The organism is Pedobacter foliorum, from assembly GCF_013266735.1.
Lineage (GTDB): Bacteria > Bacteroidota > Bacteroidia > Sphingobacteriales > Sphingobacteriaceae > Pedobacter > Pedobacter foliorum.
This window is the reverse complement of record NZ_JABSNU010000007.1, coordinates 253,472-277,553: the sequence shown is the minus strand read 5'-3', so window position 1 is coordinate 277,553 and position 24,082 is coordinate 253,472. Positions and strand designations below refer to the sequence as shown.

Genomic DNA, 24,082 nt, shown 5'->3' with positions numbered 1-24,082 from the left:
CATAAAAACAAAGGTTTAGATGTAATAAACAGATAGTGCGTGAAGTTCAAAATTTATTCGATTGGTTTTACTTATTTTTTTGCAAACTCCAAAGCTTTTTCGAGCACTTCATCGCTTCCTTTCTTTAGACCAGACACAGTGGAATGTACGTTTATATCCGGTATTATTCCTTTGTCATGGCTTTTTGAGCCATCGGCGTTGGTAACTTTCGATCCCGTAAAAAAGACTCGGAAGTCATCAAATAAATTAATAGTCTGCACATCTCCATTCGTACCTGCTGTTGTTTTGCCAATAATTGTTCCTAATTTTAATCCTTTAACGTAACCTAAGATACTTTCAGATTGACTCATTGCGCAGGCATCGGAAAGGAAGATAATCTTACCATGAAAGTAGGGGACTTTAGGCCCTAGATTCCATCCACTACTTTCGAAATCTTTTTTGCTGTTATCTGGGTTTAATATTGGAACATGCATCCATTTTGTGTGTTCTGAACATCGAAGCAAATGACCCAAGAGGGCTCTGACGTCCTCTTTTGGATAGCCTCTCATATCGAAAATTATTGACCTGGCATATTCTAACTTGGATAAAGAGGTGTTGATGTTTTTCATCACAGAATCGCCTGTGAGGTTGAAATAATAAATATTGTCTGAGATTTGACCGTCTTTAGGAAGATATGCCGGTAAAGCTACCGGACGATACTCTTGAGATGTACTCAGTCTCGAGATTTTGAAAATCTTGTGACTGCCATTGTCATTGATTATAAGCTTTAGGGAATCAGAAAAACTATCAAATAATCCTAGGAGGGATTTATAACTTCTCCATTGGGGGGAACCTGAAATAAGCCTGAACTTGGAATAAAATGTATTCTGCGCAGATTCGCCATCGATAGAATCAATAATGCTACCAACTGGTATATTCATCAATGAGGAATCTAAAACATGTTTGACATAGATTTTGTCGTCAATTATCTCGGATTCTATAGCAACCGATTTCATCTCTATCCGATCCGGACCGGAATAACTAATTCCCATGTGGCCATCATTTAATTGGGCAGCCATCAATCCTAGTGTCTCCAAAAAATCTTGATGACTTTTATTTCCTGCAGTTCTGGCAAATAAGAAAGAAAATAATTTTTCAGGATTGGTATTCGTATCATCCCAATAGGGGAAAGCAAATTTAAGGACTGATAAAGTAATGACCAGGTTTGCTAGTCTAGCCTCCTCACTATGTTCTTTCGGTTTTTTCAACCAATAATCTTTGATCTTATTTTTAAAGGCCATGAGTGACAGGGTATCAGACTGAGGGTAAGTAGCGCTCTTTGTCGCATAAAGGGTATGTGGAATAGCGGCATAAATATTCTTAGCCAGTTTTAAAGAAGTAATCTGTGAAATCGAGGCAGGTTTTGTAAAATAGAATTTTTTATCCTCAGCAATACTCAAAACGATATTTACAGCAGTATTTTTCTCCTCGAATGGCGCTTTAAAGTCGAATGTTCTCTTGCTTTCTCCAGAGAAAATTTGAATGTTAGGTTTATTTATCCTAACAATCCTGTATTTGGGGACTCTTAGCGTAAAATTGACATTCTTCTCTCCCTTGGGAAGATTTCCCTGGAATCTGTATCGAATTGTTTTTCCAGTGATTTTGTTTGTATTTGACTTGTTTTTGAGTCGCTCAAAACCATCAAAGGCTGCGATAAATAGATTGTTCTGGTAACAATCAGTTTCGTCTCCTGTCACTTCCACAGTAAAGTCATAAGAACCATCAATCGTTGCGTCTAATTTGATCGTAGATAAAGGATAGTCGATGTAGTTCGTCTCGATTGTATCTCTATTATTTCTTTGACTTTTGTAGACTGGTGAGCCATTAGGCAAAGATAAACCCTTATGAACCCAGTTTACCAGCTTGTAATTCATTACCTGTTCCGGAATAATTTTACTCAAAACCCTAGGTTTGGGTATAGGAATACTATCTATAATGACCGATGGTGCAATTGGCAACATTAACGCCTTTAACTCAGTTATTAGCTGTCGGTCATTTTGGGCAGACATTACTCGATGGACACCATACAAAGAATATAAAAACCAATTAATCTTAGTTGCTTCGTCTGAGGGATGAAAAAAACGGACATAACCATATAGTTCGGTGAATGCTTTGAGGTTCTTTTCTTTCTGTTTGAGCGTTTGTGCTGAAACAATACTATAGGTAGAAATTAGCAATAAAGTGAGGAAAGACCTAAGTTGGATTGCGTTCATACAAACGAAATTAAGCACAAGTGACAAGACTAAGGTGTTAATCTTTGTTAAAAAGATCCGATAAGTATTTGCATCAAGATTTTTGCATTATTTTTATGAACAAGCGAATATTACACAGATGGATATAATGATTACTGCATTTTGAATGCTTTTTGCTAACTAAATTGATGACCTCTAACAATGAAAAGTGTAAACGTAAAACTTACTAGATTCTTGCTTTTAATTTGCTGCATGATTTTATCTGCTGCCCCTATTATGGCGCAAGATTTAGATACTCTTTTTTACTTTGATCCGAGTGACACAAATATAGATTGGGATAGATCTCTCCTGAATCAGGAGATTAACAAATCCACTCGGGTGATTGGTTTAGGTGAATTTACACATGGAGCCCGGGAGGTATTTGAGATAAAAAATGATATTATCAAATACCTAATTGAAAATAAGGGGGTAGAAATGGTCCTTTTTGAATTTCCTGATATCATGTTTAGGTACATTAATTATTATTTGCTTGAAGACAAAGCCTACTCGGATGAGGCGGCCAGGTCATTGATACTTCTTAATTTAAACAGTTCATACCGAACAGAAGAAATAGTTAAATTATGTATGATGATTAAAAAACATAATTTGTCTAATAAAGTGAAAGTCCAGTTGAGAGGGATTGATATCAGTCCAACGATTTTTCCTCCCATAGATTATATAATAACAACATATGTAACGCCGGCCGATAAAGATGCAGCAAATTCTTTGTTAAGCTTAAAAGGGAAAATCCCAGATACAGCATTACTCCATCAGGTAGGAGCCTGGATGCTGAATGATAAAAGCCAACCACATCCTAAAATAACCGAAAACAATTTTCTGAACTTCGACTATGACATAAAAGCGGCCAAGGCTTCGTACCTTATGCAAAATGTTAAATGGAGCCCTTTGATGCGGGATAGTTGCATGTCTGAAAATGTTAAGTTGCTGTCCGATGGACATCTATCAGTGGTTTGGGCACACAACAATCATCTAATGAAAAGTATCAGCACACGGGAAGAAAATCGTAATTTGGGATCTTATTTAAATTCATATTATAGAACTGCCTATTACATGATTGCAACAGATTTCTTTGGATCTGCTGAAGTGATGGTTAGAAAACAAGAGCCTGGTACAAATAAATCTGTTTATTTACCTAACACATTTAGTTCCAAAAAGCAATCGTTTGTAAATAATTATGCAAAAGACAAAAAGTTTACAAAGAGCTTTTTGCTGTTTAAAAAAGACTTTAAAAAAACCACATCTGATATCAATCTAAACTGCATAGATGTAGTTGGGACTTACTACCTATTAAGTCAAAAAAGAAAGGAGGGTCTCCCTTTTGATGCACTGATTGTACTTAAAGGAGTTAGTCCAGCAAGAATGATTAAATGACAGATTACTTTTACCATTACATAAAAACGAAGGTTTTGGTGTAATGCATTGATTGTATTGTGGATTTCATTTAGTTAAATTATTACAGAACTTTGCTGATTTATTATTGCTGCCCGTCCTTACTTTTAAAGTCCATGATGGTCTTTCCATCATAACGATATACTCCATCACTTGCACCAATCCAAATACTTCCATCGTTAGCTTCCCTAATCGCCAAAAAAGCACCTGCTTCTCCTGACGAAATTTCTGTCACAGCGGGCTTTTTATTGTTCAAGGTCTTTACATCATAACGGGAAAGTGCCCAGACACCAAGCCCATTAGGATTTACTACACCCGTAGTCCAGATATTCCCTTTTTTATCTTCGATTATGGCATAAACACCCCGTTGCGATACCTTAGTAAAGGTGGTACCGTCGTAGCGCCAAAGACCATCGGCACCAAGCCAAATATTGCCTTTTTTATCTTCAATTATGGACCAAACGTTGTTAAAAGCTTTGCCTTTATTGGTTAATGTGGTAAATGCTTTTCCGTCATAAACGAAGGCCTTGCCACTTGTGCCAATCCATAATTTCCCAGTTTTGTCATCCATGACAGTAAAAATATTACTATTTGGAAGTCCTTCTTTCGACGTGAAATTTCGAAAAGATTTCCCATCGTAACGGCTTAAACTACCCATAGTTCCGAACCAAATGATGCCGGCTTTATCTTCATGAATAGACATAACCCGATTATCAACAAGTCCCTCATTGGTGGTAAAATGTTGAAAGGATTTCCCATCGTAATAATAAACGCCAGAGGTATTAGAAGCTATCCAAAGATTACCACGGCGATCTTCCAGAACATCCCAGAATCTGTGCGGGCCTATTTTACTTGTTAGGTTAGTAAATGATTTTCCATCGTACCGAAAAATACCCTGCCATGAGGCAATCAAGATGATCCCGTTGCTCCCATTTTTTTTATTACGAACCTGCCCAGGAGGCCCATAGGAAGTGACTGTATCTTTAGTTTCGGACTTGATGTTATGTTTTGTTTCGTTTATTTTGTTTTGTTTTGTCCTTTACAAGAAATGTAAAAGACAAGCATCAGGAACATCGGATAAATGTGTGGGTATTTCATAAGTGCACAGTTGTATTTATTTTAACCTGTCAAATCGATCCCCCGAAATTACTTTGATATCATTTGGAAGGGGGATTTTGATTGTAAATAAAAATGTAAATTTTGTAAATAAAAATTTTGACTGATACCCAGGACTTTGCTAACGCAATCATTAACATGCTTGTAATAACATTCTCCGAATAGACGAAGTTATTGACGCAAAAAGTAAAGGTTTAAAATGAGATAATGTTGGAACGATATTTTTAACTTTTTACCTTCGGGAATTTTCAATTGTTTGTTATTTACTTATTGACAAACTTTTAGCGGTACAAAAAAACGAAGGTATTCGTGTAAGGGAATTAGTACGTTATTACTAATCAAGGTGGCAAATAACGTCATTTAATTAATACCATTTTTCTTCAAAAAATCCAATGCTTTTTGGAGCGCAACATCCTCATTTTTACTAATACTCTCAACTGTTTTCTTTGCTTGGATGTCTATTTTGATTCCACGTCTTTGAGTAGGTTTTTTATCAGGGTAGAATATCCCATATCCTGAATAGGTAATTGACAGTTTCCCACCCATCGGAATGCTTGTAACTGCACCATCTGCACCTGCTGTTTGACTTCCGATAGTAACTGAGTTAGGAATCGTCTGAAGACACATAACGGAATATTCTCCCTGACTTTGGCTCCTTTCATCAGTTAGGATTAACACCTTACCACTATACGGCGTTGGGTTGGTATTGCCTATCTTAGGTGATAATTTCCATTGAAAATGCCCGGGATTATTTATGGAAATGCACAGTGTTTGGTTTATGGCTGTTGGCTTCTTGAAGAAAATATCAAAGATGTTATAAAAGTAATCAGAGCGGGGATAATTGCGAACATCAAATATTACCGCCTTTTTGCTTTTTATTAATGCTTTTATAGTGTCCATATTGCCTTTCCACATCTGCCAGGCATATACGTAAGCAATCGAATTTCCGATTGATTTATAGCCAGTTTCATTATTAGTATAATTTGTAAGTTCCTCCCAATCTCTTTTCGAACTTAAAATGCATTTTATTTTTACCTCGATTATCTGACTACCTCTTTTTGCTCTAATCCTTTGATATTCATTGTGTGTGTTAAAGAAAGTCCAAGTAAGGTACTTAGTTTTCGTAACTTTATTGGACGCTGAGATATATTTGATAATTCGTTTCATCCTTTTAAAAATAGGTTCATCATCAACACTTAATATCATATCACCTCTTTTTATATTGATTTGATTTAAAGAATCCTTCTGCACTTTCCGCACGATGATTTTTCCATCTGCGATGTCTGAATAAATTGGGGCGGTATATTTACCAAATAACAAATTATTTATCTTGTCATTATTATCTGCCGAGGCAACTTGTGAATGACCATCGTTCAGTGAAACAGAAAGTTGGAGCAACAACTTGTAATAATCAACTGAATCATTTACACTAATCATCCCAGGTATAAACCTGCTTAATATGTTACCCCAGTCTTCTCCGATTACGTATTTGTAGGGTGCGAAATAGTTAATCGCGTTCCAATATCGAGCTAAAAAAAGTAGACGATATTCTTCATTCGGGAAAGCCATGCTTTCGTATTTACTTTCACCGCTATAGTCAGCAGTTAAATTTGCCAACTTTATATATTTATTTTCTCCCTGATTACGATAGGTGTATATTTCCATCAACTTAGTTTTGACATTGATTTTAAGTATGTGACTACTTTTTAACCATTTTAGGTTATAGTTTTTATCAAATAGTGTATCAGTTAATGTTGTGGCCGCATTTTTTTCAATAGGACCTAAGTTGTTAATTAGGGAAAGTACACGAGTATTAAAGGAAGCGTTAGATAGATTCGTACTGATCTTCAATATGTTATTTACATACACTGAATCCCAGTTTATATTGCCAGTAGCTACGGTCGGATGGTGGTATTTTAGAAACCCCCATATTTTAGTGAAAATTTCAATCTTTTCAATTTTGCTTTGACCGGACACGCTTGAACTAAACAGAAGTATCAACAAGCTAGCATGATAAATTTTTAAGTTTCTAAAGGGGTTCATACGATGATTGGATATTTAATGAAAGACCATATTGTATGATTCAAATCTGCAATATGTAATTACAACTAGTAAATTTATTCGATCAATCTACATTTGTACAGGTTGAAATCCCCGACTTACTATTCAACGAGCAATATGGTCTATTCATCGAAAAGCTATTTAGTTCCTAATAAGAAAGCGTAAATTGTACGATGCTAATTTCTTTCGAAAACTTAAATTATAAGCAAAAAGGCAACATTGCTGAATTATTATATTTATCTATTATTGGTATACTAAGTCCCTTTGCAGTTGGCCTTCAAACCTGGAGTCAGGATAAAATTCCCAATTCACTTGGTTATGTAACCGTAAGTATATTACAACTTCCTGTCATCATTTTATTTTACAGATTATATCTTCCACATACTGTTGGAAAAAAGCGCTATTTGTTATTTTTCGCACTAATGCCCTTTTATATAGCTCTTTACGGATTGAGCGAGCGATTAGGTATTGGCGCAGTTATGGCGATGCCATTTATTTTCGAAGCTTATAGGGAAAACATCAGTGGCGCTCGTCCTTGGGATTTTACACAAGGTTACTTTAATACTAATATTGGATATACTTTTCTTATTCTGTTGGCAGGTTCTTCCTTATATGTAATTAAGCTACTATTTAAGAACCAACACTTATTATCGTCACTGGAAATGGAAAAACTTAAAATTGAATTGAATCAGCTTAAATCACAAGTTCATCCACATTTCTTTTTTAATACAATTAATAACTTATATTCTTTAAGTGTACAAAATTCTCCTAAAACCCCTTTAATGATCAACGATCTCTCAGGAATTATGAGGTACATGCTTTATGATACTAGCCGCGAAAAGGTCCCACTTCGGCAGGAAGTGGACTTCATCAAAAGCTATATTAGCTTAGAAAATTTGAGACACACGCAAACTGATATAATTAGTTTCGAGACTCAAGGGAATATTGATCAGGTTGAGATAGAACCTTTACTATTTTTACCGCTGATTGAAAATACTTTTAAACATACAGTTCATCAGGATATATCTGACAAATGGGTCAAATTGGTGTTGACTGTAGACGATGACGAATTGATTTTTCAAGCCTCTAATCCTAAATTACAGGAAGACCGAAGCTTTAAAAGAACACAAAGCGGCATTGGCTTAGTAAATGTTCGCAAGCGCCTTAATTTACTATATCCTGATAGCCACGAATTACTCATCTATGATGAGAATGACACTTTTACTGTAAATATAACTATTCGACTAAATGTATGATAAATTGTATTGTAGTTGATGATGAACCGCTTGCGAGAGAACTGATATCCTCATATATAGATCAGGTGCCAGGGATGCTTAGCCTAGGAAGTTATCAAAACGCGGCTGAGGCATTTGTTGCGTTGCACGAGCATAGGGTGGATGTAATTTTCATAGATATTGAGATGCCTGGCATCAATGGCTTAAATTTTATTAAGTCTCTAAAAGTATCGCCAATGGTTGTTTTTATAACTGCTTATACTCAATATGCTGTTGATGCCTTTGAAGTAGAAGCTACTGATTACTTGGTAAAGCCTGTGACTTTTGAAAGATTCCTCAAAACGGTGCGAAAAATTGGCAGTTCTACAAATGTCACTTTAGAAAGTCAGGCTACTTCCGAGACGGGTAGTGTTTTTCTTAAAGTTGACCGACGCTTGGTAAAGATTGAACTGTTGTCAATTATATATATTGAGGCTTTAGGCGACTACTTGAAGGTTCATACGCACCATAATACTTATGTTACATATATGGTAATGAGTAAAATGCTTACTTTGCTGCCAAACTCCACCTTTATTCGCATACATAGATCGACCATCATTAACATTAGTAGGATCCAATTTATTGAAGGTAATTATGTACACATTAATAACATTAACTTACCAATCGGACCGACTTTCAAAGATGGTGTAATGAGGAACATAGGAAATAATAAAGCATGAGATTTATAAGATCACTATTAAAATAAAACGAAGGTTCAAGTGTAATGTGAGATTGTTTACAAAGTCAGCTTTGTGTGCGGGAAATGAGTATGACAATAAACACTTACAGATATTAGTTACACAAAACCGATTGTGGTAGGAGATTTTATTGTAAAGTCAGAGATACTTTAAGGATAAATCCCAGATGGAAAATCCTGACCTCCCAAATCCCCCATATGGAAGTCACTTCATGCTGTCATTTTCTCTTAAATTTTTGAAGGAAATTCAGGGTTTTTGGAACCGTAGTCGCGTATTTCTCATGGCTTAAATATATCTTTTCACATCTGCAACAATCCTCAAATTGTTAAGAAATTGGTGTGTTCGGAGTACACCGGGGAGCACTTTACCGGAGTAAAAATTTTCTAAAGACTTTGCTCCAGTTTTTTTATGTTCTAATTTACTATTATCGTGATAAATAAGCCGGGCAAAATAATCATCTTATCGGTGAAAACCATGACTTTGATCTATACCTTTTTTCTTTTTACGTTTTGGTAGCTCCATTGGATTTACTTGTGGCACTTCATAAACAGGTTCCAGTAGAATATCAAGTAAACTTAGTCCTGACGGTGCCATAGAAGCAACCATTTGTCCCACACTTTCAAATGCTCCGTTAACCACATCTTTACTAAAACCATCAATGATGTGGTTTTGAACGGCATCTTGTTGGAAGATCTCGTTTAATAACTGCATCTGCGCTTTTTGCTGGACAGTCCCATTTTTCATGGTATTGGCGTATTTTAGGGTATCTTTCAGTCCCCGGTCGAAATCAAAAAAATCGTCAAACAAATTCTCTCCCGACTGTTTAAAAGCATTCCTATTGAACTGCCCAAGCTTTGCTGAATGTGCTACATTCTTTCCCTTTGAGTTGTTTTCAGGGCTTAATTTTATGGTATTGGTAATATCCTTACGGCTTACTATAATTTGGATGTGCATCTGTTTTCCTTCCTTGCGTTCACCTTTTTGCCTTGTCCCATTCTTCACTGCTTTATCCTTATGCGAGTAGTAACGGAAATTTTCGAACTTACCAAACCAGAGCAGGTCTTTATGGCTTTCGATACCGGTTCTTTTAAAATTACGGGCGTATTCATCCATTGCCTTTACGGCATAATCCTTTAGCTTTTCCTTTGCGCCCGGTTCACCATATCTGTTTATCAGATGTGCGATTTCCTTTTGACTGGGGCTGATATTGATCAGGAAAAACTTACTTTCATTACGGCCCAATTTACGGATATTGCGGTCGATCTTTGCTCTGACTTCCTGACGGGGAATTTCATTCCCGGAACCGTTGAACCAATTTTCCTGCCCATATCCCCAGCCTTTTTCAATTTGCAGGTGGTTTTCCTTTTCCAGATAATTGACCAGCGCCCCGCTACTTCCTTTATTGTCCCCCGTTGCCGATGGTGTAATATTGATAAACATGATGCTACAGGTTTTCAAGCGATTGCCTTACGTGACTTTGCAGTTCCTCTTTCTTTGCGCTGGAAACAGGCCAACCAAATGTTTCCCGCTGGGTAATGTAATGCTCCATTATCTTCCTGAAACGGATTTTCAGCAGTGCTTTTTCCTCATAATAAGTATGTATTCTGCTGACGGCCTTATCCAGCAGTCCCATACGATAAATAATATCCTTGATCTTTTTTTCATCATCAAGGGCATATACGCTAAGCCCGTTCAGGTACTTGTTATTATTAAGGGCAATCTGGAGCAGTTTTGCAGTATCGGTAATGAGAGGGAGCAGGAAATCGCTTTCCTGCCTGCGGATAGAAGAAATGATACGGTTTACACCATTTACCAATTCTTTTTTCAGCAATTCATCGTTCAGGTCTGCAGGGTCTTTCTTGCTCTTATAGAAATAATCTATCATCTGCATGAAAAGCAGTTTTTTGCTTCGCCCTAGTTTCAGGGCAAGTTTTGCCAGTTTTTCGTCTGCCTCAACCGGATAACGAATAGATTTGATGCCGTTGTCCTCCATAGCTTAGTTTTCAATGATCAACCTAACGCGAGTACCCTTTAAAGGATGCCATGAGGGGTTGTACTCAATGTACCCATAGTGCACCAGATCGCTAATATTCTTATGATATGTTGCAATAGATTTGATGCGTGAAAAACGCATTAACTTTGGCCTGCTGACCTGAAAGGACAAGCAGGGACACTTATCATTACTAAAGTAAAACAATGCCGCAAACAGTGCAATGTGCGAAGAAAATAAGCGTGGGTCTGTTGCCAGACGTTCAAAGTAATTACTTAGTGGGTGATTCTGTAAATTTAAATTATTTCTCATACATATCTCCTTCTATTATTTTCTCGATCACTGACCTGTTATAATACATACTGCCCCCGATCTTGCGGAATGGCAAAGTCCCGATAATGCGCAGGTTTTGTAACGTACCCGCAGATATGTTCAGCATTTTCCTGACCTCGGCACTTTTGAGCCATTGCCTTTCGTTAGTCTCTTTTTTCTGCCCGATGATGTCTTTTAGTTCGGTGAACAATTCGGTCTTGAACTGTTGTAAATCCTCTTTGGTGATGATGTCTAATCTCATGTAATGCTCCTTTCTCGTTTAAAATATTTTAAAAATGGCATGGTTTAATGCCTGTTTTGCGGTATACAGCGATGTATACGCAAAACGCCTTTGGCAAGGCTCTGCCTGCCTCGCTGTATACCCGGAGTATACAGCAAACCCCACTGGCGCTAGTGTGGGGCAAGCAAAGTAGGGCTCTGCCCAACTTCGGCTTGCTCAGCCCCCGAATAAGGGGCTGACTTCAGGGAGCGCCGTTCTACCGCTTAACTAAGGGTTCCTTAGCACTGTCTAAAGTTCTGCATGCCTAGTTTTTGTAATACAAAAAACTAGGCATAACAGGCTCTTGTATCAGCAGGATATCGAGTGCTTTTCCCGATGTAACTATATATCGCGATATATAAACCAGGTACATACCATAGCTGGATATGTAGCCTATTTCACAGGGGGACTTTCGTCCTTTGGTTCGCCTTTGTACTGGCCGACCCATTCCAGTAACTTATTACGGGAGAACAGCAGTTTGCCTGCTGTTTTGGAATAAGGGATTTTGTTCTGTCTGACAAGACCATAAAGCGTAGGTCTTCTGTAGTTGATTAGCTTGGCTGCCTCTCTGGCGTTCAGCAACTGGTCTGTACCAGATGCTTTAATGTCTCTTGGAGTTTCTTCAAGAATTCCCTTTCTGCCCGATTTTATCCAGGCAGATAATTCATCTTTAGAGAAATAAAGTCTTTTTCCACGCTTGTTTACAGGGATTTGCCTTCGACTTACTTTAGTGTAGAGAGTGGGTACGGAAAGGTTGATAAATTCAGCAGCCTGCCCGATGGTCATTAAATCGGAATGGTGCGAATGTTGCCCTTGTTGGTTTTCTATTAACAGGTCTTTAATGCTGTCAACCTTTTCGTGTAAGATGCTGATGGCTTCCGGCAATTGTTCGAATGTGTACCTCATATGTAGTATTTTTATTTTGATACTGCAATGGTACAAGCTTGTTTTGTACGGTTACAATAGGTTAAACCGCATCCTTACCGTTTCCCTACTAGTATTTACTGTTTTTTTTGTTTCTGACAGTCGGAACAATAGTAGGCATCTTATCTTTTATTCTAACCTCTATTATCGGAGATTTACAAAATTTGGTGTCGGTAGAGATGATGGAGCTTAACCAACCCTCTGTATATTCTTTTGGTACATCTCCAGTAGCATATAAAAAGTGCTTGGCAATCCATTTTTCGAGATCGGATTTTTTACAACCTGCAATCAGGTTGGCTTCATAAAGCTGTTTAAAGGCATCTGCAAGTTGGTTACCATTACCTCTAAAGATGAGTTGATTTTCAGGCTGGGTATTAGTGTTGATTAATGTAGTAAGCTGTATATGATGCGTTTCTGAAAAATAGCTTTTCATCACTTGGAGGAAGTCACTTGTGAACTGTTCGCTGAATTTTGGCATGCCTGCATCTTCATTATACGGAATTTTATCCGATATATTTTCACTTGCATTTTTGCTCGGTTCCTGATTTTTCATCCTTGCACTAAATTCCTCGAATGTTTCATGGGGATATAATATTTCTTCGATTTCGTTAATCAGCTCGGTTAAAAATTTTTCCCTGATTTTGACAGAATCATTCAGGCTCTCTACAAATTCATCTCCAATAAAAATATCGCTGTGATCAGGTTGTAGGTTTTTTACAATAAATAAATGATCAAGGCCAATTGAAAAGATATAATTACGTGGATATTCTGTCTGTAATTCCCTGTAACTTTTTTGGAAATTTGACCATAATAGTTTAAACCTATTCTTCAATTTTTTGAGCTGGTCTAATCCTCTTTTTAAACTAATGTCATTAAGAGATAGCAGATCGACCAATGCCATGTCTTTTAATACCCTAATTTCACTTTTATAACTAAATGAATCATAATACTGTGTTTGATGGGTAAGGCTATAAGCTTGTTTCTGTCCATCTTCTTTAATTGGGCTTTTCAATTCGGCCTTAGTTATGATGCGGAGTTTAAAAGTCTGTAGATTGATTAAAAAAGAAGCTAGATTCCTCATATTCATTTACTTAAAATAAGTCAAATCTAAAAATAACTAATCTTTTAAAGTATAAGCTAACAATATTCTAATTTCACTCCATAAAAGCATTGGCATATCTCAATTGGGGGCTAGACTGATAATTGGTTTCAATCATTATAAGAACTATAAATATCTCATTATATGATATTCCTATAAACTAATTATTATATTTGGCTCTAATCATTGAAGCAATGAATCGCATCAAAGAAGTGCTGGAACAAAAAGGAATCAAACAAACTTGGCTATCGGAAAGATTAGCAAAGAGTTATAATATGGTGAATGCTTATGTCCAAAATCGAAGACAGCCTAGTCTTGAAATTCTTAATGAAATTGCAAATATATTAGATGTTGATGTGAAAGATTTAATTGTCTCTAATAAAAAAAAATAAAAATGCTTACAGCTGAAATAAAAAGTAAAGTACAAACATTATGGGATAGGTTATGGGCGGGAGGTCTATCAAATCCAATTGAGGCGATAGAACAAATCTCATATTTACTTTTCATGAAAAGATTAGAGGTTTTTAGGCCTGAAATTGCAAATGAACTGAAGTGGAGCGTGTATACAAAATTTGAGGAAAAAAAGTTAACAAGTCATATAAAAAACGTTGTTTTCGCATTTATTAAAAATAAGCTTGGAGAAGAAAATGATCCATTTGCAGTAGCAATGGACGATGCCGTTTTTAAGATCAACAGCTCGTCACTACTTAAAGACGCGATCTTGTACATAGATGATATCTACAAGGAAATAGATGAAGAAATAGAAAACAAAAAACATTACTTTCAAGATATTCAAGGTGATGTATATGAGCACTTGTTACAACAGACTAGTGAGGCTGGTAAAAATGGTCAATTTCGTACGCCAAGGCATATCATTAGCATGATGGCAGAGATTTTGGATCCAGACATCGATGGTAAAATTTGCGACATTACTTCTGGATCTGGCGGCTTTCTAGTTGGGGCATATCAATACCTTATTTCTAAGTATTCTGATAACAAAGAAATAAATGATGATGGGTTACTTAGAGGTGTGGATGGTAGAAAACTTGATGTTGAAAAACGAAGAATTCTAGAAGAAAACACATTTTACGGTTTTGATCTGGATTATACAATGGTTAGAATAGGTGTCATGAATTTAATGATGCATGGGATAACTATACCCAATATTGTACATGTCGATTCATTATCTAATGACTATGAAGAAATAGAAATAAATAGATTGAAATTAAAAAAAGAAGTATTACTTAATGACAAAAAAATTGAAGGTATTTACAAATATATATTAGCTAATCCACCTTTTACTGGGAAAGTTGACAGTAAGAGGATTAGCGACAATTTAGATAGAATATATCCACCAAAACTGGATGAGAATAGCAACAGGAAGTCAATAACAGTCCAGTCGGAATTACTTTTTCTTGAAAGGATTATATATATGCTTCAAGAAGGGGGCAAAGCATGTGTTATTGTTCCTGAAGGTGTTTTATTTAATTCTGGTAAAACTCATCAATCTATTCGGAAATTACTTTTGACTGATTGTACTTTGGAAGGTGTTATATCTCTACCTAGTGGTACATTTCTTCCCTATACAGGTGTTAAGACTTCAATATTGATATTTCAAAAAAGGAAATTGAGGAATCCAGAAAATGAGTTACAAAGCGTAGACGTTTGGTTTTATGGAATGCAATCTGACGGCTACACCTTAGATAATGCTAGGAGAAGAAAGATTGATACGCCACTTCTTGATACAATCGAACAATGGAAAGAAAGAAAATCAAGTAATCAAACGGATAGAAAACTTGAACATTTCAATGTTCCTATATCAGAGATAATTGAAAATGATTACGAACTGAATTTCAATCTATATAAAGAGTTTATTTATGAATCGCAAGACTTTGAATCTACAACTTCACTTCTAGAAAAACTTAAGAAGCTTGAGGTGGAAATATCTAATGGCTTGTCCGAATTAAATAATTTATAGAATGGAATTTATTGAATATACCATTAAAGACTTAGCTCTTACTATCCGTACAGGTAAAACACCACCATCGGAAAAGGCAGAATATTTTAATGATGAGATAAATTGGATTACGCCGACAGATTTAGATGGCAGAAAAGTTATAGAGAGCACAACTCGCAAACTATCAAATATTGCAATTACTGACAAGCATGTCTTTCTGCATCAAAAAGAAACAGTCATAATTGGTACTAAAGGTGACATTGGTAAGGTTGCATACATAGAAAAGCCAGCCGCTTCAAATGATCAGACAACTGGCGTTCTAGTAGATAGGAATAAAATACTTCCTGAACTTTTTTATTACTGGATAAAACTGAACAAAAACGTACTATCTAATAAAGCAAATAAATCTGTCATTTCAATTTTAAACAATAAGTTACTCCGGAAAATTAATGTAAAATTTCCAAAAGAATTAAAAGATCAGCAGAATTTTGTTTCATACCTAAATAACATACAACGAACAATAGATTTACGAATCGAATCTATCAGCATTATCGAGAAGATTAAACAAGCAGCGTTCTTGGAGCTTTTTCTAGAGAATGTAGATTCAAAAAAATGGAAATATGTCAGTCTTCGGGAATCTGAAGCGGTGATAAGTTCCATGTATGGATTAGCCACCAAATCAAATATTGACAAAAATGGATATTCAATGGTTAGGATGAATAACCTAACTTATATTGGAAATATAGATTTAACTGAGCTCAAAAATGTAGAAATAAGCGAGGAAGATTTTCAACGCTATGAAATAAAGAATAGAAACATTTTATTCAACAGAACCAATAGTCCCGACTTGGTTGGAAAAACAGCTGTATGGAATAATGGCCCTGGTTATGTTTTTGCAGGTTACTTAATACGCCTTGAACTTGACGAAAGTATTTTAAGACCTTATTTTTTTAATAGTTATTTTAATTCAGAGTTTGGCAAGAAGGTATTAAAAAATAAAGCACGACTTTCTGGAAATTTAGCGAATATTAGTGCAACAACTCTCTTAAAACAAAAAATACTGATCCCACCAGGCGATTTACAAATAAAACACGAACAGCTTTATATTCAATTGGAGTCTCTAAAGGACTGTTTACATCTATCACTGAATTATTTAGAAACGATTTTCAGGTCAACATTGCAAAGTGCATTCATAGAAAATGTTCAAATAGATGAAAATCTATTTTTCGAAGACCTTGTTGCCAATCTTAGTTTAAATGAGATTAAAGAAAAAAAGAGGCTGAATATTCTTATCGATTGGATGAATAAAAATCAATCCCGATTTACATCTTTCGAAAAATACGATGAAGCATACAAAATTGTCCTTAAATTGTTAGAAGAGAATTCACTTGAACAAACCCTTGTGGATAAAAACATTGTACTAAAAATCAAACGATGAAATTGTTATCCCTCGAAATTGATTCACAATATGGAAGCATAAAAAGTGGATTTAAGCTTCAATTTAGAATTCCTTACGATAATCTAAACCATTCCACGCAAGATTGGAAGCACTTCCATCCATTTTGCTTTGCTGGACTGAACGGAAGTGGAAAATCAAACGTATTAGAGGTATTAGCTAATATTTTTTATCATATAGAATGTTGTGCTAACGTTAGCCAACCTGAAATGTTTATTACTACATTCGACCCTTCGAGCGCAAAACCCTCAGCTTTTAAATTGCAATATTATATCCAGAGAGATAAAGGTTTCTCAAAAGAGGTCAATGACTTAACATTGGTAACAGTCACTAAAAAAGAAAACGAGATTCCTGTGATGCAACATCAACCATTTCCTTTTGATAGTAAACCGATACCTGTTACAGTAGTTGCTGAAAAGTACTCTAAAATACAAGCGGAAGCAAAAAAATACTTACCTGACCTAATAGTTGGTTATTCATCTGGAGAAAACGAGATTTTAAGTATTCCTTTTTTAAAAACACGATTAATTCATTTTGATGAGTATTATGAAGCTGTTAAAAACAAACTGGCTTATAACGAACCAGAAAGCAGCTTAATTTATATTGACTACGAGATGAGCCAAGCAGTATTGCTTTCAAATTATATATTTCAGGATCAAAAAGTTTTAGATCCTTTACATACTGAACTAGGTATAAAAGATATAAAAAGATTTAGGATGAACTTAAATCTTCATCCTGAAGATAGTATAGGTATTTTGAGCAGGTATCAGACTGTTATTGATAAATTCAAGAGCTGTTCAACTTCATACTATGAAGATAAAGATCATATAATATTGGATTTTTGGATCAACCCTAAGACTAAAGACGCTTTTAAATTGAATTTTGAAGATGGTATTTTTGAATTATTTAGAGCCTTTCAAATTCTTTATACACTGAATTACAAAATGGTTTCAGAAGGCATTAAAAGTGACGTTTACGAATCAAAAGGATTTTATACAGATGGTAAAGTCCCTAATCCTTCTCCAGAAGATAAGGTTTTTTACTTTTTGGATTATTATATTGAAAAGGAGGATAAAATCACAAAAGAGGTATCTCTTTTATTAATGAAAAATCTCTCCGATGGAGAACAGCAGTTTCTTCATACACTAGGTATTTGTCTTATGCTTAGAGATAAGACAACATTACTTCTTTTAGATGAACCAGAAACACATTTTAATCCCGACTGGCGATCAAAGTTTGTTCAGATATTACAAAAGAGTTTAGAAGAAAGTGGCAGTAATAATATGATGAAAGATATTTTAATTACATCTCATTCTCCTTTTATCATTTCAGATTGCTTTCCAGATAAAGTGATTGTATTTGAGAAGGGTAAACAGCCTATAAGCGCACAACAAATGGGATTCAGAACTTATGGAACTTCAATTGATATAATAATGGAAAATGTTTTCAAAAAAAACAATACCATTGGCGACAAATCAAAAGATGAAATTGATAAAATACAAGTTGAGATAAAGAATAAAAAATCATTAACAAAGGCACAAGTTACTGAATTAAAGAACAAGACAAATCATCTTGGGGACTCAATGGAGAAAATATTACTATTTGCAAAACTTAATCAGTTAGAGAAATAATATGCTTTACGCTTATAAACCCATCAATTATAAACTAAAGGATGTTCAAATTTTAGTTGAATCCCTTGTTCTGGATGTATGGTGTAAGCCTAATAAGCAGAGATGCAGAACTCGATTAAATGATGAACTTAAGGCGATTTTTGACGAATATGATTGGTTTAAAGATCGTGTAAACAAAATTTATAGTGTTTGTAAAAATGATTTAACTGCTCAGGATATTACAGCGTTTAAAAATGCCTTTGAAAATAATAATCAAATAGAAAAACTTTGCGACGGGACATTGAAACCCATTTACATTAAGACTTTGCATTCGAAACTGAGAAAACCTTTGACGGATTTTTTCTCTGAATTATACACCAAGTTTTTAGGATGGGCCTTAATATATAATACATATAAGAAAAAAAAAGACTACTACGATGAATTAATTTCCAAGAACAATTTTATAGAATGTCCCTGCTGTGGTTTTGGAGATATAAAAACGGAATATTCAGATGGACATTCTCCTTTTGATCACTATCTTCCTCAAAAGTATTATCCCCTATCAACTATCAATTTTGATAATCTCGTTCCTATGTGTCATATCTGTAACTCCGATAACAAAGGAGAGAAAGATATAATTAAAAACGGTCAAAAAGTATTCTATCCATTTGCAACTACACACCCTATAATAAATGTGGTCATAGATTTTGACACATCCAAGTTGCCTTTGCTTATAAAGAAGTCTAGTATAGACACTCTTCCTAAAGGTTATTTTAAAATTAGCTTCAATATGTCAACTGATGAAATTAGTGCTTGGGATAAGATATTTAAGATTAGAAACAGATATTCTGCTAAAGTAGCAGACAATAGAGTAAGCTGGTTTAATGATGTTAGACAAATATTTAGAGACACGGATATACATACACCTACATCGTTAAATGCAATTGATAAAGTGATTCAATATGATAGCAAAAAACATTTAGGTATTATAAAAACTGCTTATTTAACGAAATTTAAATCTATGTCTTATCTATTAAAGGCAATTGAGGAGGTCACTGGAAGTTCCCAAATTTAAAACAGGCTATAGTATTTTGAAAATTCAAGATTTTGTAATCGTTAAAAATAATTAATGAAAAATTGAATATTAAAAATAAGAATTGTATATTTAATTATAGCAAATGCAGCTAAAACGTATTGAAAAAATGGTAAGCGATTCGGTGAGTCGAATTTAAAAACCACACCAAATACTATTTAAACGCTGATTTCTGAACTAGGTTCGAATCCCAGCGGGATCACAGGAAACCTCAGAGAAATCTGAGGTTTTTTGTTTACAATAAAAAGGATTCGAACAGAAGGGCCGGCCGGGATAGAAACTGGTTCTTGAGCGGGCCGAGTTCTGGTAAGAATCGCTTAGTGTAAGTATTATGATGTTGGTATCGATTCTATATTTTTTAATATCAAAGGAATGTTTTTGTTGCGGGGTTAAAACGGGCGAATAAACGACCTAGACAGGACCTGCATTTTTGCGACACTATCAAAATTGTCATTCTTCTTCAGTGAAAGTGATCCTATTGCCAAATGGATCGTGAACAGTTACCGTAATGGCTTTAGGGTTCCATTCGGGGACTTCCAAACCTGGGTTGTTATATTTATATTTCTTGGCATTTAGTTCTTTATGATAAGTGCGAAGGCCTTCAAAGTCTACAATAGATATGTGAGAACCCGGGCTTGCATCACCATGATGTTCTGACAGATTAAAAGTAATGCCCCTTAATGTGACTTCCATGTATTTCGGGCTACCATGGTCATGTGGATGCTCCCAATCGATTTTAAAACCAAGCCAGTTTATATAGAACTCGATGGCTTTATCATAATCAAATATTCTAAGAATTGGTTTTACAGTGCTCATACTTGATGGCAACGTTTATTTTGAGGATAAAGTATATAATAGCCTTCGATAATTAGTAAGCAGACCTTTTTTAAATTGGTTGAGAGTTTTTTACGTCTCCTTTTTAAAAGCCATGAGAAGTAGGGCAAATCTTCAAAGCCCAATTCGTAGGCAATTTCAGATTAACCTGTACCTGTTGCACATTCAGATAAACCGCATCAAAATCGGCTGGGCCATCAGTAAGATGCATAATTACTTTCGCTGTTCTTGTATTATTGTTACTGTCTTTTTACAGGTAAACAATCCAAATTGTGGAGCAAGTATTAAAAATAAGCTACTGGAGATGATCTAGTCTATTTGGCTTAAAACCCCCTCTTTTTGTCGCGGATACCCCTCGCCCCTATGTGGTGCATCACTTATTTTTGTAGTATGAGAAAGGTATCATTTTGTATGAATATTAGTCTGGATGGCTATTGCGACCACACCTTAGGCGAACCAAGCGAAGAGCTGATGGAGTATTTCGTTGGAATGATGGATGATGTGGATCTGCTCTTTTATGGTCGCATTATGTATGAGCTCATGTTTCCCTACTGGGCCGATGTTGCAAAAAACCGTTCCGGTTCTGTCGCTGAGGTACGGTTCGCGGAAAGGCTTGTCTCCATTGATAAGGTGGTGGTCTCGCGATCCCTGGAAAACGTGGACGGCAATACAACCATCATCCAGAAAGATCCGGTAGCTGAACTACGGAAACTGAAACAGCGGCCCGGCAAAACGATTTCGGTGGACACTGTAAGCATCTTGCCGGAATTGGTAGCAGCGGGCCTGGTCGATGAATTTCATTTAGTGGTGCACCCCGTCATGGCGGGCCGTGGAAGACATTTACTCAGTGCCGGCAGCCTCCCGGAGACCTTTAAGTTGGAACTGGTAGAAACAAAGATCTTCAAAAACGGCTGCGTAGCACTTTACTACCGCAAAAGGGAATAAAAATTACTGTGCTACCTACCGGACAGCTTATCACTTTTTCTTGATCAACAAAATTCGTTTGATCGTAAAAACTTAAACTTTTATTACGCTTGTGCGTTTATTTAATACCTGATGAATTTTCTTCAGATATAAAGAAATAGCTGATGTGTTTTTCCGCTCCGGCTAGTTTTGCGGCAGGTGTCGGTCTGCTATTGGTGGGCAGTATTGCCATGATTAAGGCTAAAACTGCCGCACAACGTGTACTGGCCTGTATTCCGATCTTTTTTGCAATGCAACAGGTTATTGAGGGGGTATTGTGGCTAGCACTTTCCCACGCGGCATATGCTCGATGGAGTGACCTGGTAATGTACCTTTTTCTGGCATTTGCCCAGACGGTCTGGCCCATATTGGTTCCTTTATCTATGTTGCTGTTCGAGAAAGATCCCCCATAGGAAGAAAATTTTGTTCGGCCTATTAGGGGCAGGTATACTGGCAGCCCTATACCTTGGTTATTCCCTATTGAACTTTAAAGCCTCGGCTATAATTGAGGAACACCATATCAGATATTCACTGGAGTTCCCTTTCCAGAGTAAACTGCTCAGAGGCATTCCATATATGCTGGCAACAGCTATTTCACCATTTGTTTCTAGCAACAAATTGCTTAAACTGTTGGGCTGGCCTCTTGTAGTTTCTTATATATTCACTGCAATCTTCTATACACACTATCTCACTTCAGTATGGTGTTTCTTCGGATCGATCTTGAGCATGATGATCCTTTTTATTATAGTAAAATTGAATTCGAATAATTTAAAACCTATTGCCATATCCTAAAGTAGAAACCTATTGCCAAACACATGCCTGGCTCCTATTCTTTTTCTTTAAAGCTCTTAACAAGAAAGTAAACAGACATTATAAAGGTTAATACATATACAATAACCAATGCTGGTTTTTCGAATTTTAAAGTTTCAAAATCGAATTGTTTAAAAATAGTCCATCCTAATACGATTGCTATAATTGCGAATACAAATGTTAGACCTTTTTTATTGCCCATAAGTTTTAATATTTAATTATTAGATCTGTTATTATCCCAATTATTATTGCTGTCAATGCAAAAGTAATCATGCCTAAAATGTAAGCGAAAAACGCTTTAACATAATTGATAGCTCTTCCCTTTTCATAAAATTGTCCAATTGCCCAAGTCGAATAAACAAACCCAATAATACCTGCAATTTGCATTACTTTAAAATGTGTTAAACCTTGAATAATTGCAAAAAAGGCATAAATCAACATTCCCATTCCAATCACGAAACAAAGAAGTATTAAAATTTCAAAGATGTTTAATTTATATTTTCTGAAAAATAGCTTTGTCCATAACGCTATAAAAACACCCATGATTATATTTGCATAGCCATAATGTCCCTGTATCCATTTAAAAATTGTACTGGTTGAAGATTCTTTGCTGCCTGAATAGTTTATATAATCACCTTCGATATGGAAAAAGTGACTGCATGTTGAATAAATAAGAGAAGTAACAATAATGAAAATTATTGGCTTAACAAGTCGACTTCTGTTTTCTGAAAGATAATTTCTTACGTTTTGCCCTGGATTTGCTATAAGTTCTCTTATCGTGTATAAAATTCCACGTTCAAAATGCAAAACATGTTCAATTTCGTGAATGATGTAATGCCCATCAATCCTTTTAAGTTGACTAGATTGTCCACAGTTTGGGCAATATTTTGAAGTTAATTCGATGTTGCACGATCTACAATTCGTCATCTGTTTTTCTGTCTGTATTTTGGTTGTTAGTACAGTTCTATATAATAACGGCCAACACACCTTCTTAGGAAAGCCGTCTCTTGCCCGTACAAAAATTGTTTCTTGTAAAAATGGGTACAAAAAAATTTTCAAAGACTACACTTTAGTGTAAATTTGCTACCAAGTCCTAGCTACTAATGAAAAACAACATTAATTCAAGCCTGCTTACCAAGAATAGGGTTTGGAAAATATCAGAAGAGGACCATCTTCAACAGCAACATTATTTGGATGTCGTAAAATCTTTTGCAAGGTTAACGTATGAAAGTATATATGTTATTGATTATGAAAAGATGGCCTTTGAATACGTTTCGGAAAATCCATTGTTTTTATGTGGACATTCTGCTGAGGAAGTGATGGATATGGGCTATGATTTCTATTTTAAAAATGTTCCTGAAAGTGATTTGGAACTGTTAAGTCTAATTAATGATGCAGGATTTGATTTCTACAAGAAATTGCCTGGCAATGCGAAAAAATTGTATAGCATAACTTACGATTTTCATTTAGTTAATACGGATGGCAAGCATATTCTCATCAATCATAAGCTTACTCCGTTGTTTTTGACAAGTGATGATCAATTATGGAAAGCAATGTGCATCGTTTCTATTTCGCACCATAAAAATGCAGGTAATGTTTTTATTCATAAACAAGGCACCGATGAGACCTGGGAACTAAATTTAGAAAATAGTGCCTGGCGTAAATCAGAGAAACCGAAACTCACAAAAAGAGAGATAGAGATATTGCGCTTGCATGCACAAGGATTAACAATTAACCAAATTGCAGAAAGAATATTTGTTTCATCTGATACAGTGAAGTACTATAGGAGGCGAATTTTTGAGCGTTTAGGTGTGAGTAACATGGTAGAAGCACTTTCTTATACGGTTAGCAACAAGATTATTTAACTTTTCATATTTAATTCGTAAATTTAGGTAACGAATTTCTGCTGCAGGCATCCTGAATTT

General features: G+C 35.5%; 23 protein-coding genes. 12 read left to right on the top strand and 11 right to left on the bottom strand.

Features of this window, described 5'->3' with window-relative positions; all coding sequences use genetic code 11:
* Positions 1–71: 71 nt before the first annotated feature.
* The gene (locus HQN83_RS16025; RefSeq protein WP_173091329.1) at positions 72–2,252 is read right to left on the bottom strand and encodes a S41 family peptidase; all 2,181 of its coding nucleotides are present in this window, start codon (positions 2,250–2,252) and stop codon (positions 72–74) included.
* A 231-nt stretch (positions 2,253–2,483) separates the two neighbouring features.
* Here HQN83_RS16025 and HQN83_RS16020 point away from each other — a divergent pair, with 231 nt between their 5' ends.
* Positions 2,484–3,662: an erythromycin esterase family protein gene (locus tag HQN83_RS16020; RefSeq protein WP_173091328.1), complete on the top strand. Its 1,179-nt coding sequence runs from the start codon at positions 2,484–2,486 to the stop codon at positions 3,660–3,662.
* A 103-nt stretch (positions 3,663–3,765) separates the two neighbouring features.
* On the opposite strand, the gene HQN83_RS16015 is transcribed toward HQN83_RS16020, so the two are convergent.
* Together HQN83_RS16015 and HQN83_RS16010 are read right to left on the bottom strand one after the other, a co-directional pair.
* Positions 3,766–4,593, bottom strand: a complete 828-nt coding sequence (locus tag HQN83_RS16015) for a ligand-binding sensor domain-containing protein (RefSeq protein ID WP_217277401.1) — start codon at positions 4,591–4,593, stop codon at positions 3,766–3,768.
* Positions 4,594–5,156: 563 nt separating this feature from the next.
* On the bottom strand, positions 5,157–6,839 hold the full coding sequence (locus tag HQN83_RS16010; RefSeq protein WP_173091327.1) for a S41 family peptidase: 1,683 nt from the start codon (positions 6,837–6,839) through the stop codon (positions 5,157–5,159).
* Positions 6,840–7,030: 191 nt separating this feature from the next.
* On the opposite strand from HQN83_RS16010, the gene HQN83_RS16005 reads away from it, so the two are divergent.
* Together HQN83_RS16005 and HQN83_RS16000 are read left to right on the top strand one after the other, a co-directional pair.
* Entirely contained in the window at positions 7,031–8,113 is a 1,083-nt protein-coding gene (locus HQN83_RS16005; RefSeq protein ID WP_173091326.1) for a sensor histidine kinase, read from the top strand.
* Positions 8,110–8,811 (top strand): LytR/AlgR family response regulator transcription factor, encoded by a 702-nt coding sequence (locus tag HQN83_RS16000; RefSeq protein WP_173091325.1) that lies wholly within the window; start codon positions 8,110–8,112, stop codon positions 8,809–8,811. The genes HQN83_RS16005 and HQN83_RS16000 overlap by 4 nt, the downstream gene beginning before the upstream one ends.
* A gap of 477 nt (positions 8,812–9,288) precedes the next feature.
* On the opposite strand, the gene HQN83_RS15995 is transcribed toward HQN83_RS16000, so the two are convergent.
* The 6 genes from HQN83_RS15995 to HQN83_RS15970 form a co-directional block, all read right to left on the bottom strand.
* Positions 9,289–10,269, bottom strand: coding sequence for a DUF5712 family protein (locus HQN83_RS15995; protein ID WP_173091324.1), 981 nt, complete (start codon positions 10,267–10,269; stop codon positions 9,289–9,291).
* 4 nt (positions 10,270–10,273) lie between these two features.
* A complete protein-coding gene (locus tag HQN83_RS15990; protein ID WP_173091323.1) occupies positions 10,274–10,822 on the bottom strand; it encodes a BfmA/BtgA family mobilization protein in 549 nt (182 codons plus the stop codon).
* Positions 10,823–10,825: 3 nt separating this feature from the next.
* On the bottom strand, positions 10,826–11,131 hold the full coding sequence (locus HQN83_RS15985) for a hypothetical protein (protein WP_173091322.1): 306 nt from the start codon (positions 11,129–11,131) through the stop codon (positions 10,826–10,828).
* Positions 11,121–11,393, bottom strand: coding sequence for a helix-turn-helix domain-containing protein (locus HQN83_RS15980; RefSeq protein ID WP_173091321.1), 273 nt, complete (start codon positions 11,391–11,393; stop codon positions 11,121–11,123). The genes HQN83_RS15985 and HQN83_RS15980 overlap by 11 nt, the downstream gene beginning before the upstream one ends.
* A 411-nt stretch (positions 11,394–11,804) precedes the next feature.
* The gene (locus HQN83_RS15975; RefSeq protein ID WP_173091320.1) at positions 11,805–12,317 is read right to left on the bottom strand and encodes a helix-turn-helix domain-containing protein; all 513 of its coding nucleotides are present in this window, start codon (positions 12,315–12,317) and stop codon (positions 11,805–11,807) included.
* Between the two features lie 88 nt (positions 12,318–12,405).
* Positions 12,406–13,416, bottom strand: a complete 1,011-nt coding sequence (locus HQN83_RS15970; protein ID WP_173091319.1) for a hypothetical protein — start codon at positions 13,414–13,416, stop codon at positions 12,406–12,408.
* Between the two features lie 212 nt (positions 13,417–13,628).
* Here HQN83_RS15970 and HQN83_RS15965 point away from each other — a divergent pair, with 212 nt between their 5' ends.
* Genes HQN83_RS15965 through HQN83_RS15945 form a run of 5 tightly spaced genes read left to right on the top strand, consistent with a single transcriptional unit; the run spans position 13,629 to position 19,532 of the window.
* Positions 13,629–13,826, top strand: coding sequence for a helix-turn-helix domain-containing protein (locus HQN83_RS15965; RefSeq protein ID WP_173091318.1), 198 nt, complete (start codon positions 13,629–13,631; stop codon positions 13,824–13,826).
* 2 nt (positions 13,827–13,828) lie between these two features.
* The gene (locus HQN83_RS15960) at positions 13,829–15,412 is read left to right on the top strand and encodes a class I SAM-dependent DNA methyltransferase (protein ID WP_173091317.1); all 1,584 of its coding nucleotides are present in this window, start codon (positions 13,829–13,831) and stop codon (positions 15,410–15,412) included.
* A 1-nt stretch (position 15,413) separates the two neighbouring features.
* Positions 15,414–16,829 (top strand): restriction endonuclease subunit S, encoded by a 1,416-nt coding sequence (locus tag HQN83_RS15955; protein WP_173091316.1) that lies wholly within the window; start codon positions 15,414–15,416, stop codon positions 16,827–16,829.
* Positions 16,826–18,478, top strand: a complete 1,653-nt coding sequence (locus HQN83_RS15950) for a restriction system-associated AAA family ATPase (protein ID WP_173091315.1) — start codon at positions 16,826–16,828, stop codon at positions 18,476–18,478. Before HQN83_RS15955 ends, HQN83_RS15950 begins: the two co-directional genes overlap by 4 nt.
* 1 nt (position 18,479) lies before the next feature.
* Positions 18,480–19,532 carry a hypothetical protein gene (locus HQN83_RS15945; protein ID WP_173091314.1) on the top strand — a complete coding sequence of 351 codons (1,053 nt, stop codon included), beginning with the start codon at positions 18,480–18,482 and terminating at the stop codon, positions 19,530–19,532.
* Between the two features lie 468 nt (positions 19,533–20,000).
* On the opposite strand, the gene HQN83_RS15940 is transcribed toward HQN83_RS15945, so the two are convergent.
* Positions 20,001–20,366: a glyoxalase superfamily protein gene (locus HQN83_RS15940; protein WP_173091313.1), complete on the bottom strand. Its 366-nt coding sequence runs from the start codon at positions 20,364–20,366 to the stop codon at positions 20,001–20,003.
* Positions 20,367–20,774: 408 nt separating this feature from the next.
* On the opposite strand from HQN83_RS15940, the gene HQN83_RS15935 reads away from it, so the two are divergent.
* The 3 genes from HQN83_RS15935 to HQN83_RS15925 all read left to right on the top strand — a co-directional run bounded on the left by HQN83_RS15935 (position 20,775) and on the right by HQN83_RS15925 (position 22,139).
* On the top strand, positions 20,775–21,329 hold the full coding sequence (locus tag HQN83_RS15935; RefSeq protein ID WP_173091312.1) for a dihydrofolate reductase family protein: 555 nt from the start codon (positions 20,775–20,777) through the stop codon (positions 21,327–21,329).
* 143 nt (positions 21,330–21,472) lie between these two features.
* Positions 21,473–21,760 (top strand): DUF6629 family protein, encoded by a 288-nt coding sequence (locus tag HQN83_RS25520; RefSeq protein ID WP_394353509.1) that lies wholly within the window; start codon positions 21,473–21,475, stop codon positions 21,758–21,760.
* Positions 21,693–22,139, top strand: a complete 447-nt coding sequence (locus HQN83_RS15925) for a DUF6629 family protein (protein ID WP_317172514.1) — start codon at positions 21,693–21,695, stop codon at positions 22,137–22,139. The genes HQN83_RS25520 and HQN83_RS15925 overlap by 68 nt, the downstream gene beginning before the upstream one ends.
* Positions 22,140–22,364: 225 nt before the next feature.
* Here the strand turns inward: HQN83_RS15925 and HQN83_RS15920 are convergent, their stop codons facing one another.
* The gene (locus HQN83_RS15920; protein ID WP_173091309.1) at positions 22,365–23,084 is read right to left on the bottom strand and encodes a DUF3667 domain-containing protein; all 720 of its coding nucleotides are present in this window, start codon (positions 23,082–23,084) and stop codon (positions 22,365–22,367) included.
* A gap of 176 nt (positions 23,085–23,260) precedes the next feature.
* Between HQN83_RS15920 and HQN83_RS15915 the strand changes: the two genes are divergently transcribed.
* On the top strand, positions 23,261–24,022 hold the full coding sequence (locus HQN83_RS15915) for a response regulator transcription factor (RefSeq protein ID WP_173091308.1): 762 nt from the start codon (positions 23,261–23,263) through the stop codon (positions 24,020–24,022).
* The last annotated feature ends 60 nt before the right edge of the window (positions 24,023–24,082 follow it).

Coding starts and splice junctions, on each gene's coding strand:
- HQN83_RS16025 (WP_173091329.1), bottom strand. CDS start 2,252: ATGAACGCAATCCAACTTAGGTCTTTCCTCACTTTATTGCTAATTTCT.
- HQN83_RS16020 (WP_173091328.1), top strand. CDS start 2,484: ATGATTTTATCTGCTGCCCCTATTATGGCGCAAGATTTAGATACTCTT.
- HQN83_RS16010 (WP_173091327.1), bottom strand. CDS start 6,839: ATGAACCCCTTTAGAAACTTAAAAATTTATCATGCTAGCTTGTTGATA.
- HQN83_RS16005 (WP_173091326.1), top strand. CDS start 7,031: ATGCTAATTTCTTTCGAAAACTTAAATTATAAGCAAAAAGGCAACATT.
- HQN83_RS16000 (WP_173091325.1), top strand. CDS start 8,110: ATGATAAATTGTATTGTAGTTGATGATGAACCGCTTGCGAGAGAACTG.
- HQN83_RS15995 (WP_173091324.1), bottom strand. CDS start 10,269: ATGTTTATCAATATTACACCATCGGCAACGGGGGACAATAAAGGAAGT.
- HQN83_RS15990 (WP_173091323.1), bottom strand. CDS start 10,822: ATGGAGGACAACGGCATCAAATCTATTCGTTATCCGGTTGAGGCAGAC.
- HQN83_RS15985 (WP_173091322.1), bottom strand. CDS start 11,131: ATGAGAAATAATTTAAATTTACAGAATCACCCACTAAGTAATTACTTT.
- HQN83_RS15980 (WP_173091321.1), bottom strand. CDS start 11,393: ATGAGATTAGACATCATCACCAAAGAGGATTTACAACAGTTCAAGACC.
- HQN83_RS15975 (WP_173091320.1), bottom strand. CDS start 12,317: ATGAGGTACACATTCGAACAATTGCCGGAAGCCATCAGCATCTTACAC.
- HQN83_RS15970 (WP_173091319.1), bottom strand. CDS start 13,416: ATGAGGAATCTAGCTTCTTTTTTAATCAATCTACAGACTTTTAAACTC.
- HQN83_RS15965 (WP_173091318.1), top strand. CDS start 13,629: ATGAATCGCATCAAAGAAGTGCTGGAACAAAAAGGAATCAAACAAACT.
- HQN83_RS15960 (WP_173091317.1), top strand. CDS start 13,829: ATGCTTACAGCTGAAATAAAAAGTAAAGTACAAACATTATGGGATAGG.
- HQN83_RS15955 (WP_173091316.1), top strand. CDS start 15,414: ATGGAATTTATTGAATATACCATTAAAGACTTAGCTCTTACTATCCGT.
- HQN83_RS15950 (WP_173091315.1), top strand. CDS start 16,826: ATGAAATTGTTATCCCTCGAAATTGATTCACAATATGGAAGCATAAAA.
- HQN83_RS15945 (WP_173091314.1), top strand. CDS start 18,480: ATGCTTTACGCTTATAAACCCATCAATTATAAACTAAAGGATGTTCAA.
- HQN83_RS15940 (WP_173091313.1), bottom strand. CDS start 20,366: ATGAGCACTGTAAAACCAATTCTTAGAATATTTGATTATGATAAAGCC.
- HQN83_RS15935 (WP_173091312.1), top strand. CDS start 20,775: ATGAGAAAGGTATCATTTTGTATGAATATTAGTCTGGATGGCTATTGC.
- HQN83_RS25520 (WP_394353509.1), top strand. CDS start 21,473: ATGTGTTTTTCCGCTCCGGCTAGTTTTGCGGCAGGTGTCGGTCTGCTA.
- HQN83_RS15920 (WP_173091309.1), bottom strand. CDS start 23,084: ATGACGAATTGTAGATCGTGCAACATCGAATTAACTTCAAAATATTGC.
- HQN83_RS15915 (WP_173091308.1), top strand. CDS start 23,261: ATGAAAAACAACATTAATTCAAGCCTGCTTACCAAGAATAGGGTTTGG.